Origin of the sequence: Streptomyces sp. NPDC048057, assembly GCF_040653095.1 — a bacterium.
Classification (GTDB): Bacteria; Actinomycetota; Actinomycetes; order Streptomycetales; family Streptomycetaceae; genus Streptomyces.
Genome location: NZ_JBEZNF010000021.1, coordinates 101453 through 119355 on the forward strand (window position 1 = coordinate 101453; position 17903 = coordinate 119355).

At 73.0% G+C, this 17903-nt stretch carries 13 protein-coding genes and 1 pseudogene; 7 read left to right on the plus strand and 7 right to left on the minus strand.

Features of this window, described 5'->3' with window-relative positions; genetic code table 11:
* Positions 1–422: 422 nt before the first annotated feature.
* The 6 genes from AB0E05_RS24450 (at position 423) to AB0E05_RS24475 (ending at position 8425) form a co-directional block, all read left to right on the plus strand.
* On the plus strand, positions 423–2150 hold the full coding sequence (locus AB0E05_RS24450; RefSeq protein WP_361967009.1) for a protein kinase: 1728 nt from the start codon (positions 423–425) through the stop codon (positions 2148–2150).
* Positions 2151–2318: 168 nt separating this feature from the next.
* Entirely contained in the window at positions 2319–2963 is a 645-nt protein-coding gene (locus AB0E05_RS24455; protein WP_361967011.1) for a hypothetical protein, read from the plus strand.
* A 153-nt stretch (positions 2964–3116) separates the two neighbouring features.
* Positions 3117–3794, plus strand: a complete 678-nt coding sequence (locus tag AB0E05_RS24460) for a PadR family transcriptional regulator (protein ID WP_361967013.1) — start codon at positions 3117–3119, stop codon at positions 3792–3794.
* Between the two features lie 341 nt (positions 3795–4135).
* A complete protein-coding gene (locus AB0E05_RS24465; RefSeq protein WP_361967139.1) occupies positions 4136–4852 on the plus strand; it encodes an ABC transporter ATP-binding protein in 717 nt (238 codons plus the stop codon).
* The gene (locus tag AB0E05_RS24470; RefSeq protein ID WP_361967015.1) at positions 4849–7689 is read left to right on the plus strand and encodes an ABC transporter permease; all 2841 of its coding nucleotides are present in this window, start codon (positions 4849–4851) and stop codon (positions 7687–7689) included. Before AB0E05_RS24465 ends, AB0E05_RS24470 begins: the two co-directional genes overlap by 4 nt.
* A gap of 199 nt (positions 7690–7888) precedes the next feature.
* A complete protein-coding gene (locus AB0E05_RS24475) occupies positions 7889–8425 on the plus strand; it encodes a bacterial proteasome activator family protein (RefSeq protein WP_361967017.1) in 537 nt (178 codons plus the stop codon).
* Between the two features lie 189 nt (positions 8426–8614).
* Here the strand turns inward: AB0E05_RS24475 and AB0E05_RS24480 are convergent, their stop codons facing one another.
* Together AB0E05_RS24480 and AB0E05_RS24485 are read right to left on the minus strand one after the other, a co-directional pair.
* Positions 8615–9595: an NAD(P)H-quinone oxidoreductase gene (locus AB0E05_RS24480; RefSeq protein WP_361967019.1), complete on the minus strand. Its 981-nt coding sequence runs from the start codon at positions 9593–9595 to the stop codon at positions 8615–8617.
* Positions 9596–9700: 105 nt separating this feature from the next.
* Positions 9701–10354, minus strand: a pseudogene (locus AB0E05_RS24485) (NAD(P)-binding protein); the annotation flags it as partial.
* Positions 10355–10456: 102 nt separating this feature from the next.
* On the opposite strand from AB0E05_RS24485, the gene AB0E05_RS24490 reads away from it, so the two are divergent.
* On the plus strand, positions 10457–11566 hold the full coding sequence (locus AB0E05_RS24490) for a potassium channel family protein (RefSeq protein ID WP_361967021.1): 1110 nt from the start codon (positions 10457–10459) through the stop codon (positions 11564–11566).
* A 98-nt stretch (positions 11567–11664) separates the two neighbouring features.
* On the opposite strand, the gene AB0E05_RS24495 is transcribed toward AB0E05_RS24490, so the two are convergent.
* The 5 genes from AB0E05_RS24495 to pdhA form a co-directional block, all read right to left on the minus strand.
* Positions 11665–13101, minus strand: coding sequence for a molybdopterin molybdotransferase MoeA (locus AB0E05_RS24495; RefSeq protein WP_361967023.1), 1437 nt, complete (start codon positions 13099–13101; stop codon positions 11665–11667).
* A complete protein-coding gene (locus tag AB0E05_RS24500; protein ID WP_361967024.1) occupies positions 13098–14087 on the minus strand; it encodes an NTP transferase domain-containing protein in 990 nt (329 codons plus the stop codon). Before AB0E05_RS24500 ends, AB0E05_RS24495 begins: the two co-directional genes overlap by 4 nt.
* Before the next feature lie 67 nt (positions 14088–14154).
* Entirely contained in the window at positions 14155–15540 is a 1386-nt protein-coding gene (locus AB0E05_RS24505; protein ID WP_361967026.1) for a dihydrolipoamide acetyltransferase family protein, read from the minus strand.
* Between the two features lies 1 nt (position 15541).
* Positions 15542–16570 carry an alpha-ketoacid dehydrogenase subunit beta gene (locus AB0E05_RS24510; protein WP_361967028.1) on the minus strand — a complete coding sequence of 343 codons (1029 nt, stop codon included), beginning with the start codon at positions 16568–16570 and terminating at the stop codon, positions 15542–15544.
* The gene (gene pdhA, locus AB0E05_RS24515; protein ID WP_361967030.1) at positions 16567–17712 is read right to left on the minus strand and encodes a pyruvate dehydrogenase (acetyl-transferring) E1 component subunit alpha; all 1146 of its coding nucleotides are present in this window, start codon (positions 17710–17712) and stop codon (positions 16567–16569) included. Before pdhA ends, AB0E05_RS24510 begins: the two co-directional genes overlap by 4 nt.
* Positions 17713–17903: the final 191 nt, after the last annotated feature.

Consider the following 17903-nt stretch of genomic DNA (forward strand, 5'->3'; position numbering starts at 1 on the left):
GTGAGGGGTTCGTAGGGGCTTCCGGTCAGGGGATGCGTCTGTATAACGGAGCCGCAGTGCGTTCCGTTGCCTCACGCTACAGCCTTCATACGACATGACCGCCCGGGACGGACCGGTCATCAAACCCGCTGTGAGCACGGCCACGCAAATTCCGGTGGTGTTCCTGTAACGCTTCCGGGACGCTTCGCGTGGTTACGGTCACGGAACGGGCACCCGACTTGACGGCGCGGCGCGCGGCTCGGGCAGACTGGCCGGGGCACCGGCGCACGACCACGGGCACCGGCGCCCAGGACACCACACAGGCACCACACGCACCACAGGTCGAGCGCGGAGCGGATCGAAACGGATCGTCGCGTGAGCAGCCGCCGACGGGCGCGCCCCCCGGGCACGCCGGCTCCTCACGCCGAGGGGGAAGCAGAACCATGAGCCAGGACGGCGTGCAGGGCCGCCACGTGGGCGCTTCGATCGCAGGCGGACGCTACGAACTCCGCGACCTGCTCGGCGAGGGCGGCATGGCGTCCGTCTACCTCGCCTACGACACGGCGTTGGCCCGCCAGGTGGCGATCAAGACGCTCCACACCGAGCTGAGCCGCGAACAGTCCTTCCGCGAGCGGTTCCGCCGCGAGGCGCAGGCCGTCGCCAACCTGTCGCACACCAACATCGTGTCCGTCTTCGACACCGGCGAGGACGTGCTCGGCGGCTCGCCGATGCCGTACATCGTCATGGAGTACGTCGAGGGTCAGCCGCTGGGCTCGGCGCTCCAGACGGACGTGCAGAGCTACGGCGCGATGCCCGCGGACCGGGCGCTGAAGGTCACCGCGGACGTGCTGGCCGCGCTGGAGAGCAGCCACGAGGTCGGCCTCGTCCACCGGGACATCAAGCCGGGCAACGTGATGATCACCAAGCGCGGGGTCGTCAAGGTGATGGACTTCGGCATCGCGCGGGCCGTGCAGTCGGGCGTCACCTCCATGACGCAGACCGGCATGGTGGTCGGCACCCCGCAGTACCTGTCGCCCGAGCAGGCGCTCGGACGGGCCGTGGACGCCCGCTCCGACCTGTACTCGGTCGGGATCATGCTCTTCCAGCTGCTCACCGGGCGGCTGCCGTTCGACGCGGACTCACCGCTGGCGATCGCGTACGCACACGTCCAGGAGGAGCCGGTCGCGCCCTCCACGATCAACCGCTCGGTCACCCCGGCGATGGACGCGCTCGTGCTGCGCGCGCTGCGGAAGAACCCGAACGAGCGCTTCCCTGGCGCGGACGCCATGCGCACCGAGGTCCTGCGGGTCGCGGGCGCCGGCCAGAGCGCCGCGCCGGTGATCGTCAGCGGGACCCCGGCGCCGTCGAACGGGTCGGGCGTGGGCTCCGCGGTGTTCCCGCCGCTGGGCCAGGGCACGGCCCAGGGGGCCGCGCCGCACGGCGTGCAGGCGCCGTACCAGCCGGGGCCGGCCCCGACGCCGGGGCCGTACGGGCCCGCGACCCCGCCGCCCGTACAGCAGCCCGTCCAGGGGACGCCGCCGCCGTACGGCTATCCGCAGCAGGGCGCGCAGGGCTATGCCCAGACGGGGCACGGGGGCGTCGCCCACGGAACCCCCCTCCAGCACGGCCAGCACGGGGTGCCCACGCCGGCGCCGTACGCCGTCGCGCCGCAGCCGCACACGGTCGGGGCCGGCCAGGGCAGCGGCCGGGGCGGGCGGGGCAAGACCGCGGCGCTGATCATCGTGAGCGCCGTCCTCGGGCTGTTCCTGGTGGTCGGCATCATCAAGTCGTTCGCGGACCCGGACGACAAGGGCGACGACACGGGCCGGGGCGGTGACCCGACCGCCTCGGCGTCCGCGGACGCGGACGGGGGCGCGGGCACGGTGATCCCGCCGGACCGCACGCGCAAGATCGACGCCGACAAGTGCACCGACGCGTCGGAGGACAGCGACGACCCGTCGAAGGTGTACGCGCCCGACCTGCGGTACCGGGACGTGCTCTCGGTGAAGGAGTGCCTGCGGGCGGCGGGCTGGACGTGGCGGCTCACCGAGGTCGACAACCCCCAGTACCCGAAGGACGCGGTGGTCGACCAGTTCCCCAGCAGCCGTACGCCCGTCACCCCCAAGAGCCAGGAGTTCGAGCTGAAGATCTCCACCGGGAAGGCGGGCTGAGCAGGCCGTAGGACCTTCCCCGGGCCGGGTCCCGGCCCGGGGTTCGCTCGCCCTGAAGTCGGGCGATTTCTCCCGAGATGCCGGAAAGACGGCGCCGTGTGAACCTGAGTCCGTGATCACGGCCGTCCGCCGCCACCGAGCGGCCCGCACGGGAGGGGCTTCACCCCGGTGATTCCCACACTCCGCAAGCGCTGCGCGATCACCGTCGGCTCGCTGCTGGTGCTGGCCTCCCCGCTCTCCCACGCGAACGACCTCGGGCCCGGCGCGGCGGCCCCCGGGGGTTCGTTCGCCGCCGTGCCCGCCGCGGCCACCCCCGACCCCACGGGGTCCTTCGCGGGGCGGCTCGCGGGCGAGGGGCACCCCCGGCCGGGCCGCGCCCCGCAGTCAGCGGACCCCGACGCGTCGCTGCCGGCCGAGTCGCAGCCCGCGGAGCCCTGGACGCCGGACCGCAGCGCCGACGCGGACACGGGCGCCAGCGCGGGCACGGACGGGGACGGGGACGGGGACGCGGACGCGGACGGGGACGCGGACGGGGGTGTTGATGCGTCCGTGTCACAGTCCCGTCCCAGTGCCCAGGACGGCGCGGCGGACCAGGAGCCGAACGCCGATCCGGAGGCGGACGCGGAGCTGGACCCGGTCGCCGACCCGCAACCCGAGCTGACCGCCAACGCGCCCACCGCCGCCCGGCAACGGCCGGCCCAGCCCGTGGACACCGCGGCCGAACAGCAGGTTTCTCCCGTGTCCTTGGGCGTCGGCATGGCCCTGATGGGGCTCGGCATCGGCTTCCTCGGCCTGCGGCTGAGGCGTCGCTGAGGCGTCGCTGAGCCCTGCGGGATCCCTCAGAAGAGGGGCCCGCCGCCGCGGACTCCCCCGTACGTACTCCGCCCCTCCCCCTTGAGTCGGACCTCCAAGGTCCATCTGGCGGCGGTTGGCCGAGCGACGCCATACCGGGTATACATACTGAGTATGTCGATCCGCCACGGGCTGCTTGCCCTGCTAGAACACGGGCCTCGGTACGGGTCTCAGCTCCGTACGGAGTTCGAGGCGCGTACGGGGGCGACCTGGCCGTTGAACGTCGGCCAGGTGTACACCACGCTCAACCGCCTCGAACGGGACGGCATGGTGGCCCAGGACGGCGAGGACGAAGCGGGCCACGCCCTCTACGTCATCACCGACGCGGGCCGCCGCGAGCTGATGAGCTGGTTCGAGGCGCCGGTGGACCGCACCAGTCCGCCGCGCGACGAACTGTCCATCAAGCTGGCGATGGCGATCGGAGCACCCGGTGTCGACATCCGCGAGGTGATCCAGGCCCAGCGGCACCACACCGTCAAGGCCATGCAGGACTACACCCGCCTCAAGGCGCAGGCGCTGGCCGCGCTGGAGGGCCGGGGCTCCGGTCGGGAGCGGGACGACGTGGCCTGGCTCCTGGTCCTGGAGCAGCTCATCTTCCAGACCGAAGCCGAGGCCCGCTGGCTCGACCACTGCGAGTCCCGGCTGATCCGGCTCTCCGCCACGGCCGAGCGGAGAGCACAGGCACCCGCCCAGGCCACCGCGCCCGTCCAGGCAACCGGCCGTTCCGAAGCCAGCACGCCTTCCCGGGCCACCGGTCCCACCGGACCCATCGGCCGCGCCCGCCGCGGCTGACCGCACCACCCGTCCCACCCAGGTGCACCATCCGCACCGCCCGTCCCACCCGCACCGCCCGCTCTGCCTGAACCACCCGCACCACCGACCGTCCCGACCCACCCGGCCCGCGGCCCCGCCCGGTCCGTCCCGCCAGCGGCCCCGACCGTCCTGCCAGGCCCGTACGGAACATCCGTACGGCCCGCTCGGCCCGGAACCTTCCCCGTTCCCGCCGAACACGCGTCGGGCCAGCCGCTCACAAACGTCCGCTCAAGGGGGATACCCAACCCATGTCCCAAACCAGCCCTCAGCAGTCACAACAGCCACAGGGTTCACAGGCGTCCCAGGGCGCACCGACTCCGGTGCTCCAGCTCCAGCAGCTCGCCCGGGTGCACGGCAGCGGGGCCACCGAGGTGCACGCGCTGCGCGGCATCAACCTCGATGTCTTCCCCGGTGAACTCGTCGCCGTGATGGGCCCGTCCGGCTCCGGCAAGTCCACGCTGCTGACCATCGCGGGCGGCCTCGACATGCCCACCTCGGGCCAGGTGATCGTCGAGGGCACGGACATCACCACCGCCAGCCGCAAGACGCTCGCCGCGCTGCGCCGCCGCAGCATCGGCTACGTCTTCCAGGACTACAACCTCATCCCGGCGCTGACCGCCGCGGAGAACATCTCCCTGCCGCGGGAGCTGGACGGCGTCTCCGCCCGCAAGGCCAAGGTGGAGGCCCTGGCCGCGCTGGAGGAGATGGAGCTGGAGCACCTCGCCGACCGGTTCCCGGACGAGATGTCCGGCGGCCAGCAGCAGCGGGTGGCGATAGCCCGCGCGCTGGTCGGCGACCGGCGCCTGGTGCTCGCCGACGAGCCGACCGGCGCGCTGGACTCCGAGACCGGCGAGTCCGTGCTCGCGCTGCTGCGCGCCCGCTGCAACGCGGGTGCCGCCGGCGTCCTCGTCACCCACGAGCCGCGCTTCGCGGCCTGGGCGGACCGGGTCGTCTTCCTGCGGGACGGTGCGGTCGTCGACCAGACCGTGCGCTCCGACGCCGACTCCCTCCTCACCGGCCAGGCGGCCGAGCTGTGAAGACCTGGCTCCACTCCTGGCGGGCCGCCCTGCGGATCGCCCGCCGCGACGCCTGGCGCTCCAAGGGCCGCAGCTTCCTCGTCCTCGCGATGATCGCCCTGCCCATCATGGGCGTGAGCGCCGCCGACCTGACCCTGCGCAGCGCCGAACTCTCCACCACGGAGAAGATGGAGCGCCAGCTCGGCACCGCCGATGCCGTCCTCAGGGACCCCAGCATGGGCGGCGTGGCGATCCTCCAGGCGCCTTTGGGCGACATGTACGACACCGCGGAGAACTACGAGAACAAGCCCTGGCCGGACGGCAAGGGCGACGTCACCAAGGGCCTGCCCCCGAAGGCCAAGAGCCTGACGGACACCATGGGTCGGGCCAAGCTCAACACCGAGCACGGTCTGATGAACACGGAGATCCGTGAGCTGAAGACCGCTGACCCGATGGCGAAGGGGATCGCGACCCTGAAGAAGGGCCACTTCCCCGAGCGCGCCGAGGAGGTCGCCGCCACGACCTCCTTCCTGGAGAAGAGCGGTCTCTCCGTCGGCGACAAGCTCACGGCGCGCAACTTCGACCGGGAGTACCGGATCGTCGGTGCGTACGAGCTGCCCAGCGCGCTGAAGACGGACCAGGTCAACGCCCTTCCCGGCGCCCTGCTCGCCCCGCTCAACAAGGCGCTGGAGAAGGCCGACCTGTCCAAGAGCCACCTGGAGACCATGCACCTGGTCTCCGTCGAGGGTGGTTTCACGTGGAACATGGTCAAGGAGGCCAACGCCAAGGGCGTCCTGGTCGAGTCCCGCCAGGTGGCCCTGGACCCGCCGGCGCGCTCGGACGTCCCGTACTACGAGAAGTCCCCGTACGCGTCGTACGAGTCGAGCCGTGGTGCGGACGCCGCCGCGCTCGCGGCCATCGCCACCGTCGTCGGCCTCGCGCTGCTGGAGATCTGCCTGCTGGCCGGCCCGGCCTTCGCGGTCGGCGCCCGGCGCTCGCGCCGTCAGCTCGGTCTCGTCGGTGCCAACGGCGGCGCCCGCAGCCACATCCGGGCCATCGTGCTCGCCGGCGGTCTGGTGATCGGTGTGGCTGCGGCCGTGGTCGGCACCGTGCTCGGCACGATCCTCGCCGTGGTGCTCCAGCCCGTGCTGGAGGGCCAGATGGAGGAGCGGTTCGGCAGCTTCGACGTACGGCCGCTGGAACTCCTGGGCATCGCGCTGCTGGCGGTGTTCACGGGCACGATGGCCGCGCTCGTCCCCGCCGTCACCGCCTCCCGCCAGTCCGTGCTGACCTCGCTCACCGGGCGCCGCGGCGTCCGCAAGACGGGTCGCGTCCTGCCGATCCTCGGTCTGATCGCGGTGGCCTTCGGCACCGCGGTCGCCCTGGCGGGCTCGCTGATGTTCGACAGCTTCGCCATCGTCGGCATCGGTGCGGGCGTCGCCGAGCTGGGCGTGGTCGCCCTGACCCCGGCACTGGTCGGGCTGTTCGGTCGGCTCGGTCGCTTCCTGCCGCTGTCGCCGCGGCTCGCCCTGCGGGACGCGGTGCGCAACCGGGGACGTACGGCTCCGGCGGTGGCCGCGGTCCTCGCGGCGGTCGCCGGCACGGTCGCGGTCGCCACGTACACGGCGAGCAGCGACGCCCAGCAGCGCGCGCAGTACGAGGCCCTGATGCCGCACGGGACGGTCGTCGTCATGGACGAGGAGAACCCGCGGGACGTGCCCGCCATCCGCGACGCCGTGCACAGCGGGTTCCCGATGGACGTCCGGGCCGACGTGTCCCGGATCGCGGTCGGCAAGGACCACTGCACCCAGTACGGCGGCGAGGCGGGGTGCGGCCGCTACGAGATCGTCATCCCCAAGGCCAACCAGTGCCCGCTGTACTCCCTGGGTCCGAACGAGGACGTCACGGCGAAGTACACGGTCGCCGAGCGGCGCAAGCTCGCCAAGGACTGGCGCTGCGAGCAGAAGAACAGCTACTACGGCAACGAGATCGTCATCGCCGACGAGAAGCTTCTGTCGGTCCTCGGGATCAAGGACGAGGCGGCGGTGAAGGCGCTGAAGTCCGGCAAGGTCGTGTCGTTCGACAAGCAGAGCATCGACACCGCGGGCAAGTTCGGCATCCGCGTGATCACCGACGAGAAGGCCGCTGAGAAGGCGTGGGAGGAGGGCAAGGAGCCCCCGGGCGAGATCAAGTCCTTCGCCGTGCACCAGGCGCCCGAGTCCGTGAACAGCTACGGCATCAAGATGGTGGTGCCCGCCTCGGCCGCCACCGCAGCCGGCTTCAAGGTCGTCCCGAGCGGTGCGTTCTTCTCCACCGACCGGATGCCCAACAGCAAGGAGGAGCAGGGCGTCGACGACGCGCTGTCCAAGATCAGCACGGACATGACCCTGCACGTCGAGAAGGGGTACGAGTCCGAGGCCAACCTCGTCCTGCTGGCGCTGGCCGTCTTCGCCGGGCTGATCACCATCGGTGCCGCGGGGATCGCCACGGGCCTCGCCCAGGCGGACGCCGAGGCGGACCTGAAGACGCTGTCGGCCGTGGGCGCCCCACCGCGGGTGCGCCGTACGCTCAGCGGGTTCCAGTGCGGGGTGGTGTCCACGATGGGGGTGGTCCTGGGATCGGCGGCGGGCGTGCTGCCGGCGATCGGGCTGCTGCTCACCGAGCGCCGCGACGAGCAGAAGTGGTACCAGCAGGCCCTCGACTCCGGCTTCGCCCCCGGTTCCGAGCCCTACGTACCGCTGGTCATGCCGTGGGGGACGCTGGGCGCGCTGCTGGTCGCGGTTCCGCTGGGCGCCGCGCTGCTGGCGGCCCTGCTGACCCGCTCGCGCGGTGCGCTGGCCCGCCGCGAGGCGTCGTGACCCCGCGTCGTCACAGCGCGTCGTCGGACCGGTAGCGACGGTTCACCGGGCCGACGACGCGTCCCACCACCGGGCCGTCACCGCCACCGTCCATCGACCACCAGCGGTTTTGTGCCCGGGCCGTGCCCCCGGGCGGGAGTGATCACTCCCGCCCGGGGGCACACCGCGTGGGGACGCGGCCGTGCGAGAGAATGGCGGCATGGAAATGCCGAGGAATGAAAGCTCGCAGGAGAATCCCCACGTTCTCGTGGTGGGGCAGGACGGCATGGCTCTCGGCGGGGGCAGCGGGGACGACGAGTCGCGCGAGATCCCGGTGACGGAGATGGTCGAGCAGCCGGCCAAGGTCATGCGTATCGGCAGCATGATCAAGCAGCTGCTGGAGGAGGTCCGCGCCGCTCCTCTCGACGAGGCGAGCCGGGTCCGCCTCAAGGAGATCCACGCCAGCTCCGTGAAGGAGCTGGAGGACGGGCTCGCGCCGGAGCTGGTGGAGGAGCTGGAACGACTCTCCTTGCCCTTCACGGACGAGGCGGTCCCCTCGGAGGCGGAGCTGCGCATCGCGCAGGCCCAGCTGGTGGGCTGGCTGGAGGGGCTGTTCCACGGCATCCAGACCGCACTGTTCGCCCAGCAGATGGCGGCCCGCGCACAGCTGGAGCAGATGCGCCGCGCCCTGCCTCCCGGCGCCTCCCACGACGAGCAGCCGGCCGGGGGCGCGCTCCGCTCCGGCCCGTACCTGTAGGACGCCTGTCGCCCCTGCGGGCCCGTCGGATGGACCGGACGGGCACGCAGGGGCGTTCTTGGTTCCTTTGACCTTCTTGACCTTCTTGACCTTCTTGGGCTTCTTGGGCTTCTTGGGCTTCTTCGGCTTCTTCGGTTGAGCGCTCGGGGCTCTCGGGGTCAGGGCTCTTGTGGGTCGGGGCTCGGGGCCTCACTCCACCGTGAGGAGGACCTTGCCCACGGGGGTGCCGGCTTCCAGGGCCCCGTGGGCCAGCGCGGCGTCGTGGAGGGGGAAGGCCCGGTCGATCACCGGACGGACCCGGCCCGCTTCGACCAGGGGCCACACGTGCTCCCGCACCGCCGCCACGATCGCCGTCTTCTCGGCCAGCGGACGGCCCCGCAGCGACGTCGCCGTCACGGCCGCCCGCTTCCCCAGCAGCGTGGCGAGGTTCAACTCGCCCTTGACGCCGCCCTGGAGCCCGATCACGGACAGCCGTCCGTTGACCGCGAGCGCCCGCACGTTGCGGTCCAGGTACTTGGCGCCGACGATGTCGAGGATCACGTCGGCTCCGTCCCCGTCCGTCGCCTTCCGCAGTTCCTCCACGAAGTCCTGTTGCCGGTAGTCGATCAGGACGTCCGCACCCAACTCCGCGCAGCGCGCCAGCTTCTGCGGACTGCCGGCCGTGACGGCGACCTTCGCCCCGACGGCCTTCGCCAGCTGGATCGCCATCGTCCCGATCCCGCTCGCCCCGCCGTGGATCAGCACCGTCTCACCGGGGCGCAGGTGGGAAATCATGAACAGGTTGGACCAAACGGTCGCCGTGACCTCCGGCAGCGCGGCGGCGTCCCGCAGCGACACGCCCTCCGGCACGGGCAGGAGCTGTCCCGTGGGCACGACCACCCGTTCCGCGTAACCGCCGCCGGCCAGCAGGGCGCACACCGGGCTGCCCACCTCCCAGCCGGAGACTCCGGGACCCAGCGCCGCGACGCGCCCTGAGCACTCCAGGCCCGGGTACTGGCTGGCGCCGGGCGGCGGGTCGTAGTGGCCCTGTCGCTGGAGCAGGTCGGCCCGGTTCACGGCGCTCGCCGCGACGTCGACGAGGACCTCACCCGGCCCCGGCTCCGGGTCCGGCACGGTGGTCCAGGTGAGCACGTCCGGCCCACCCGGCTGCGGGATCGTGATTGCCTTCATGACCTCAACGTATCGAGCGCCGGTCGACCGCAGCGGACCCCGTGTTCGACCGACCTCCGCCGGCGGGGGCCTGCGGGCGACGTCAGGGGGGCGTCGGGTGCGTCGTCACCCGTCGTCGGAGCCGGTCTCGTTCGCCCGGACGATCGTGATCACGCGGTCCGTCAGCTGCAACGGGCTCGCCGCCGGATCGTCGTACCCGATCAGCCGGTGCCCCCTCAGCACACTCACCACCAGATCGTCGGTGTCCCGGACGTTCCGCCCCACCTCGGCCTTTATCACCGGGCGTTCCACCAGGTCGAGGCCGCTGCCCTGCTGGATCAGGTCCTCCATCACCGCGCCCGCACTGGGGCTGAGGACCGACAGGCCGAGCAGCCGGCCCGCCGCGCCCGCGCTGGTGATCACCGCGTCCGCGCCGGACTGGCGCAGCAGGGGGGCGTTCTCCTCCTCCCGCACGGCCGCGACGATCTTCGCCTCCGGGTTGAGCTGGCGCGCCGTCAGGGTGACCAGCACCGCCGTGTCGTCGCGCTGGGTCGCGATCACGATCTGCCGTGCCTTCTGCACCTCGGCCCGCATCAGCACGCCGCTGCGCGTCGCGTCGCCGACCACCCCGGCGTACCCCTCGGCGCCGGCCGCGTCGATGACCTTGCCGCTGGGGTCGATGACGACGATCTGCTCCTTCCGCAGCCCGGTCGCCGTCAGCGTGTGGATCGCGGAACGGCCCTTCGTGCCGAAACCGACGATGATCGTGTGGTCGCGCAAGCCATGCCTCCAACAGTCGGATCCGGCGAGACTTACCCGGAGAGATCCGCGACCATGGTCACCCATGTCCCGCGACGAGGCCAACGCCACAGGAGAGACCCGATGAAGGACGACGACCATCCCCGCCCCACGGCGGGAAAGTTCTCGATCCTCCGCTCCGTCTGGGCCCGCTCCCGCAAGGAAGCCAGGGACGACGCCGAAGCCGGCCGCTCCATCACCATGCCGGCGCAGTCGGTCGTACCCCCGCTCCAGCAGGTGCTGCGCCGCCTCGCGATGGCCCTGCTCGTGCTGGCCGTCACCACCCTGCTCGTGTGGGTCGACCGCGACGGCTACACGGACAACGCGGACGGCAAGGTCGACTTCCTGGACGCCGCGTACTACACCACGGTCACCCTCTCGACCACGGGTTACGGCGACATCGCCCCGGTCAGCGACGCGGCCCGGCTGACGAACATCTTCATCATCACGCCGTTGCGCGTGGTGTTCCTGATCATCCTGGTCGGCACCACCCTGGAAGTCCTCACCGAACGCACCCGCCAGCAGGTCCGGGTGCACCGCTGGCGGGCCCGGATGCAGGACCACGTGGTGGTCGTGGGCTACGGCACCAAGGGGCGGCACGCCATCAAGACCCTGGTCGGCCAGGGCGTCCCCAAGGAGAAGATCGTCGTGGTCGACCCGCAGCAGAAGTCGGTCGACGCGGCGAGCACGGACGGCCTGGTCGCCGTCCAGGGCGACGCCACCCGCTCCCGTACGCTCCTCAAGGCCGAACTCCAGTCGGCCGCCCGGGTCATCATCGCCCCGCAGCGGGACGACACCGCGACCCTGGTCACGCTCACCGCACGTCAGCTCAACCGCCGCGCCACCATCGTCGTCGCGGTGCGGGAGGACGAGAACGTCCCGCTGCTGAAGCAGAGCGGCGCGGACACCGTGGTCACCAGCTCCAGCTCGGCCGGCCGGCTGCTCGGCGTCTCCACCGCCAGCCCGCACGTCGCGGACACGCTGGAGGACCTGATGAGCCACGGCACCGGACTGAGCCTCGCGGAACGGTCCGTCGGCAAGGACGAGGTCGGCAAGTCGCCGCGCGAGTGCGTGGACCTCGTCGTCGCCGTCGTCCGGCGCAAGAAGATGATGGATTACGCGGACCCGGAGGTCGCCACCCTCCAGTTCGGCGATCGACTGATCGCCATCAGCCGGGAGCAGACCACGTACTGAGCCCGGCCGCGACGGCATGCGGTCGCACTGAGGCCGGCCGCACTGAGCTTGGGCACCGGGCTTGGTCACTGAGCGTGTTTCACGTGAAACACGAGCGCTCAGCAAGGGCTCCACGGCAGGTCCAGCACCTCCAACTCGTCCCCCGGCCGGGCACCGCCCGGGGGTACGACCGCCAGCCCGTCGGCCGCCGCCACCCCACGGAGCATCGCCGGCCCGTTGAACCGCAGCGGCACCAGGAACGCGTCGTGGTGCACGATCGGCACGAGGCGGGTGTCGTGGGGGTGGCCGGGGACCTCGTCCTGTACGGGTGCGGTGTACGGGGTGGGGTCCGGCAGACCGGCGAGCCCGCGGAGCACCGGCCCGGCGAGCGTGAGCAGCCCGGAGACCGCCGCGAGGGGGTTGCCCGGCAGCCCCACCAGATGGCGGGTGCCGTCCTTGCGCGCTAGCTCTGCGAGGAGCATCGGATGCCCCGGGCGTACGGCGACGGAGTCCACCAGCAGTTCGGCGCCGGCCCGCGCCAACACCCGGTGGACGTGGTCGACCGGGCCGGCGGCGGTGCCGCCCGTGGTGAGCAGCAGATCCGCCTCGGTGCCGGTCACGGCGCGGTGCAGCGCCTCGGCGTCGTCTCCCAGCCGGCGGGTGGCGATGACCTCGGCCCCGAGGAGCCGGAGCCACGGTGCGAGCATCGGCCCGAGGGCGTCCCGGATCAGCCCATCGTGCGGCAGTCCTTCGCCGAGGAGTTCATCGCCGAGGACCAGCACCTCGACGCGGGGGCGGGTGACCACGGCCACCTCGTCGTAGCCGGCCGCCGCGGCGAGCCCCAGCACGGCGGGCGTCACCACGGTCCCCACGGGCAGCAGCCGGTCGCCGGAACGGCACTCCTGGCCGCGCGGCCTGATGTCCTGCCCGGGGACGACGCGTCGATCGGCGGAGAGCTGGCGCTGGTCGGGGTTCGTCCGGGCGTGCTCGCTGCGGAGCACGGCGGTGGTCTCGGGCGGGATGCGGGCGCCGGTGGCGATCCGGACGGCCGCGCCGTCGGGGAGCGCGGGGGCATCACCGAGTCCGGCGAGGACGGGGGTCTCCCGGTCGACAGTCCAGGGGCCGGGCCCGGCGACGGCCCAGCCGTCCATGGCGGAGGTGTCGAAGGACGGCAGATCGCAGAGCGCCGTCAGTTCTTCGGCCAGCACCAGTCCGACGGCCTGCTCCAACGGCACCCGGCGCACCCCACCGACCTCACCGCCACCGGTGGTTCCCGTGGCGGTCGAGCCGGTCGTACGGCGGGCTCCGGCCTGTCTGCCGGTGCGCCCGGCGAGCCGTCGCGCCTGCGGCCAGGGCATCGCCGAACGGCGGGACGGCCTCCCGGCCTCGGCCCGGTCCGGTCGCTCGCCCCGCTCGGGGTCCTGAGGGGCCGGCTGCGGCTGGCGCGCCTGCCGCCCGACCAGTGCAAGGACGTCCTCGACGCCGTCGTCAATGCCGTCGGGCTCCGTGCGCGGTCCCCGCCCGTGCTTCGTGCCCTCCCCGCCGGACGCGCTCATCCTTCGTCGGCCCGGGTGCTGCCGCCGGCCCCCGGGCCCTGCGGCGACTGCTGGTCCCCGGCGGCCCGTTCGGCTTCGGCGGCTCCTTCGGCCTCCGCCGCCCAGCGCAGGGCGAGCGCGGTGGCCTTGCGGGTGGCTTCCGCCACCGCCTCGGGACCGCCCCCACCCGCCGACGCCGCCGCGTATCCGACCAGGAAGGTGGTGAGGGGGGCTGCGGGGCGGGCGACGCCGTGTGCGGCGTCCCGCGCCAGGTCGAGCAGGGCCTTGGCGTCGACGTCGAGTTCGATGCCGAGGTCGTCCTTGACTGCGGTGATCCATTCATCCAGCACGTTGCCATGCTCCCTGATCAGGGCCCTGGCGGCGGTGATGTCCGCCCAGGTGTCGCAGTCGAAGGACGCCAGCGGGTCGGCTTCGGTCCGCGCCAGGTCCAACTCGTGGGTGAGCAGCCGAAGCGGCAGCCCGGCCAGTGTGCCGTACTCGGTGGCGAGCAGGGCCAGCTCACGGCGCAGCGGCTCCGGCCGGTACGCGGCGACGAGCGGCTGGTCCCGTCCGTCGGCGTCGACCAGCAGCACGCCCTCGCGCCCGCTCCGGTCGAGGGCGGCCACCAGACGCCGTACGGTCGCCCCGCTGAGGAACGGCAGATCGGCGGAGAGCACCAGCACGACGTCCGGTTCGGACCCGGGCGCGTGTGCGAGCTGGCGCATCCCGGCGTCGAGGGCGGCGAGCGGGCCGCCGCCCGGCGGGTCCTCCCGCGCCCAGAGCACGGGGCGCCCCGTGGGCCGCCGTCCGCCGACGACCACGGTGCGGACGGCGTCCCGGCAGGCGCCGAGCACCCGGTCGAGCAGCGGGCGCCCGCCCACGCTCAGCGCGGGCTTGTCCGCACCGCCGAGCCGGCGCGCACCACCGCCGGCCAGGACGACGGCGTCATGGCCGGTGGCGGAGGGCGGCGCGGGATCGCCGGGGGGCGCGGTCATGCCTGCGGTCATGCCTTGAGTATGGTCCGCAGGCCCGTCCCGGCTCCCGGCCGCCGTCGCAAAGCGCGCGCGGCAGCCGTCACACCGTGCGCAGCAGCACCGCGGGGTTCTCCACGCAGTCGGCGACGTAGCGCAGGAAACCGCCGGCCGTGCCGCCGTCGCAGACCCGGTGGTCGAAGGTGAGGGAGAGCTGCACGACCTGACGGACGGCCAACTCGCCCTGGTGCACCCACGGCTTGGGGACGATGCGGCCGACCCCGAGCATGGCCGCCTCCGGGTGGTTGATGATCGGGGTGGATCCGTCGACGCCGAACACCCCGTAGTTGTTCAGGGTGAAGGTGCCGCCCGTCAGCTCGGCCGGCGTCAGCGCCGAGCGCCGCGCCGCGTCCGTCAGCCGGGCGAACTCCTCGGTCAGCGACTCGACCGACCGGGCGTGGGCGTCGCGTATGACCGGCACGACCAGCCCGCGCTCCGTCTGCGCCGCGAAGCCGAGGTGCACCGAGGGGAGCCGCACGACCTCCCGGGCGGCTGTGTCGACCCTGGAGTTCAGCTCGGGGTGACGGGCGAGCGCGGCCGTGCAGATCCGGGCGAGCAGGGCTATCAGGGAGACCTTCGGGCCGCCCGCGGCGTTCATCGCGGCCCGCGCGGCCATCAGCTCCGTCGCGTCCGCGTCGACCCAGCAGGTGGCGTCGGGGATCTCCGTACGGCTGCGGGACAGCTTGTCGGCCACGGCGCCGCGCACCCCGCGCAGCGGCACGCGCTCTCCGACCGGCCCGGCGGCGACCGTCGGCGCGGGCCGGGCTTCGACGGCCGCGGCCTGCACCGCGTGCTCCACGTCGGAGCGCGTGATCAGCCCGTCCGGGCCGGAGCCGGTCATCCGCTGGAGGTCGAGCCCGTTCTCCCGGGCCAACCGCCGCACCAGGGGGGATATCACCGGCACCGGACCCGTCTGCGCGGGTTCCGTCGCGACCGCGGGAGCCGGAGAGGACGCGGCCGGCACGGACGAGGCAGCCGACACGGCCACGGGGTCGGGCTTGACCCTACGGCGCCGGGCCACGGGCGCCCCCGTGCCGTACCCGACGAGCACATTGCCGGACGACGACTCCGCGGCCGGCTTCGCGACCGGCTTCCCGGCCCCGCCCGGGGACTCCTCGGCGCCTTCAGCCGGCTGAGGGCTGTCCTGGCTGTCCGCTGCCGTACCGACCAGGCCCTCGGACGCCGCGCCCACCGCGACCGTCAGCAGCGGTGCTCCCACGGGCAGTTCCGTGCCCTCCTCGCCGAAGCGCGCGGTCACCACGCCCCCGTACGGACAGGGCACCTCCACCATCGCCTTGGCCGTCTCCACCTCGACCACGGGCTGGTCGATGGCGACCACGTCGCCCACGGAGACCAGCCAGCGCACGATCTCCGCCTCCGTCAGCCCCTCCCCTAGATCGGGCAGCCTGAATTCCAGCACCTGGGCCATGTCAGCTCTCCGCCTCCCACTGCAACCGCGCCACCGCGTCCAGCACCCGGTCCACTCCGGGCAGATGGTGCCGCTCCAGCATGGGCGGCGGATACGGAATGTCGAAACCGGCCACCCGCAGCACCGGCGCCTCCAGGTGGTGGAAGCAGCGCTCGGTCACCCGCGCCGCGATCTCCCCGCCCGGGCCGCCGAAGCCCGTGGACTCGTGGACGACGACCGCGCGCCCCGTGCGCCGTACGGACGCACAAACCGTCTCGTCGTCGAACGGCACCAGGGTGCGCAGGTCGACCACCTCCAGGTCCCAGCCCTCCTCGACCGCGGCTTCCGCCGCCTCCAGGCACACCGGGACCGACGGCCCGTAGGTGATCAGGCTGGCGCCGCGCCCCGGGCGGCGGACCACGGCCCGGCCCAGCGGCTCGACCGCGGCCGGCGCCTGCGGCGACCACGCGGACTTCGACCAGTACAGCCGCTTCGGCTCCAGGAAGACCACCGGGTCGTCCGACGCGATGGACGCCCTGAGCAGCCCGTACGCGTCCTCGACGGTGGCGGGGGTGACGACGTGCAGCCCGGGCGTGGCCATGTAGTACGCCTCGGAGGAGTCGCTGTGGTGCTCGACGCCGCCGATGCCGCCGCCGTACGGCACGCGGACCGTGATGGGCAGCGGCATCGCCCCGCGCGTGCGGTTGCGCATCCGGGCGACGTGGCTGACCAGCTGCTCGAACGCTGGGTAGGCGAAGGCGTCGAACTGCATCTCGACCACGGGCCGCAGCCCGTACATCGCCATGCCCACGGCCGTGCCGAGGATGCCGGCCTCGGCGAGCGGGGTGTCCGTGCAGCGGTCGTCGCCGAACTCCGCGGCGAGCCCGTCGGTGACGCGGAAGACGCCGCCGAGGGTGCCGACGTCCTCGCCGAGCACGTGCACCGCGGGGTCCTCGGCCATGGCGTCCCGCATGGCGCGCTGGAGGGCCTGCGCCATGGTGGCCGGCTTCACCGCGGACGCCCGCTCGGTGGGGGTGGTCGCCGTCGTCATCGCGCGCTCCCTCCGTCCGCCTCGGCCGCCAGCTCGGCGCGCAGCCGGGCCTCCTGCTCCCGCAGTTGGCCGGTGCGCTCGGCGAAGACGTCGGCGAACAGGTCCGCCGGATCCAGCACCGGATCGGCGTTCATCTCCTGCCGCAGCCGGGCCGCCATCTCCTCGGCCCCGTCGGCCACGGCCCGCCGGCGCTCGTCGTCCAGCAGGCCGCGGTCGGTCAGCGCCCGCTCCATCAGCAGGATCGGGTCGTGGGCCCGCCAGGGGTCGATCTCGTCGGCGGTGCGGTAGCGCGTCGCGTCGTCCGCGTTCGTATGGGCTTCGACGCGGTAGGTCACCGCCTCGATCAGGGTCGGCCCTTCGCCGGCGCGGGCGCGCGCCACGGCCCGGGCGAGGACCTGGTGCACCGCGGGCGCGTCGTTGCCGTCGACGAGGCGGCCGGGCATGCCGTACCCCACGGCCTTGTGGGCCAGGGAGGGGGCGGCGGTCTGCTTGGCGAGCGGCACGGAGATGGCGAAGCCGTTGTTCTGCACGAGGAAGACGACGGGGGCGCGCCAGACCGCGGCGAAGTTCAGCGCTTCGTGGAAGTCGCCCTCGCTGGTGCCCCCGTCGCCGACCATGGCGAGGGCCACCACGTCGTCGCCCTTGAGGCGGGCCGCGTGCGCCAGGCCCACCGCGTGCGGCAGTTGGGTGGCGAGGGGGGTGCACAGGGGGGCGATGCGGTGCTCGTACGGGTCGTAACCGGTGTGCCAGTCGCCGCGCAGGAGGGTGAGGGCCTGCGCGGGGTCCAGTCCGCGGGTCACGGCGGCGAGGGTGTCCCGATAGCTGGGGAAGAGCCAGTCCTGCTCCTCCAGCACCAGGGCGGCGGCGACCTCGCACGCCTCCTGGCCGGTGCTGGACGGGTAGACGGCGAGGCGGCCCTGCTTGGTGAGGGCGGTCGCCTGGACGTTGTACCGCCGGCCGCGGACGAGCTGTGCGTACAGCGTCAGCAGCAGCTCGGGATCGGCGTCGGCCGCAGCGTCCGTGCCGAGCACCCGGAAGGGCTCGGGGTCGGGGAGCAGGGGCGCGGGGTCGGTTTGCGGCTTCCAGGCCGGGGGCGGGGTGGGCCGGTAGGCGGGGGAGTCGGGCAGCTCCTGCACGGTCATGCTGCTGCTCTTGCGCAACGCGAACACCTCCTCGTGGGAGCGACGAAGGAAGCGGCCGGCTTGTGGTCCGCCTCACCTACCGATTGTTCGGTCGTCGGCGCATTTTGGCTACAGGCGGCCTCAGCCTGTGGACAAACGGTTCTCCACAACTTGTGATGTGCACAGGTCGTCCACACCGGGAAGGCAGGGGG